The following is an 821-nucleotide window of genomic DNA, read 5'->3' as shown; positions in this document are numbered from 1 at the left end:
GGCACTGTTGCAAATAGGGATCTGAGTCAATGATTTTCCCTTCAAAAAAGCTTAGAGACCGAAAACTCTATTTACTAGCCAAACTTCTCCTAGAATATTACCGTTATAAAATAATGAAGCTTGTCCTTTGCGTAGAGCACGCATAACCTCAATTCCTTTAATTGTGGCATAAGCCGTTTTCATAGACTTGAATCCCAACGTAGCCTTGATGATCCGTTTGAGCTTGCCATGATCACATTCAATCACGTTATTCTTGTATTTAATCTGTCGATGGTCCAGGTCTTCAGGACACTTTCCTTCCTGTTTTAGTCGCGACAAAGCACGGCCATAGGTATGAGCCTTATCAGTGTTTATGACTCGTGGAATCTGCCATTTTTTGACATGATTCAAAATCTTACCAAGAAAACAATAAGCTGAATGGGTATTTCGTCTAGCAGAAAGATAGAAATCAAGAGTATGGCCACGTTGGTCAACTGCACGGTATAGATATGCCCATTTGCCATTCACTTTTACGTAAGTTTCATCCAGATGCCATAAATGTCGATCTGTAGGATTACGCCAATACCAACGTAAACGTTTTTCCATTTCTGGAGCATAACGCTGAACCCAGCGATAAATTGTGGTGTGATCAACATTCACTCCACGTTCAGCGAGCATTTCCTGAAGTTCACGATAGCTGATGCCATATTTACAATACCAACGAACAGCCCAAAGAATGATTTCACCTTGAAAGTGCCGACCGTGGAAGGGATTCATCTGCTGTATCTCGAAATAAATAAGATATTTAGCTTATCATGTCAGCCTATTTGCAACAGTGCCAA

At 40.6% G+C, this 821-nt stretch carries 1 protein-coding gene; it reads right to left on the bottom strand.

What is annotated here, in order from left to right; all coding sequences use genetic code 11:
• Nucleotides 1-51: 51 nt before the first annotated feature.
• The gene (locus MN869_RS20335; RefSeq protein WP_001067793.1) at nucleotides 52-756 is read right to left on the bottom strand and encodes an IS6-like element IS1007 family transposase; all 705 of its coding nucleotides are present in this window, start codon (nucleotides 754-756) and stop codon (nucleotides 52-54) included.
• Nucleotides 757-821: the final 65 nt, after the last annotated feature.

The sequence above is a fragment of the Acinetobacter sp. NIPH1876 genome (genome assembly GCF_022808535.1).
Taxonomy (GTDB): Bacteria; Pseudomonadota; Gammaproteobacteria; order Pseudomonadales; family Moraxellaceae; genus Acinetobacter; species Acinetobacter higginsii.
The sequence above is the reverse complement of the archived record's forward strand: the minus strand, read 5'-3'. Positions and strand labels throughout refer to the sequence as shown.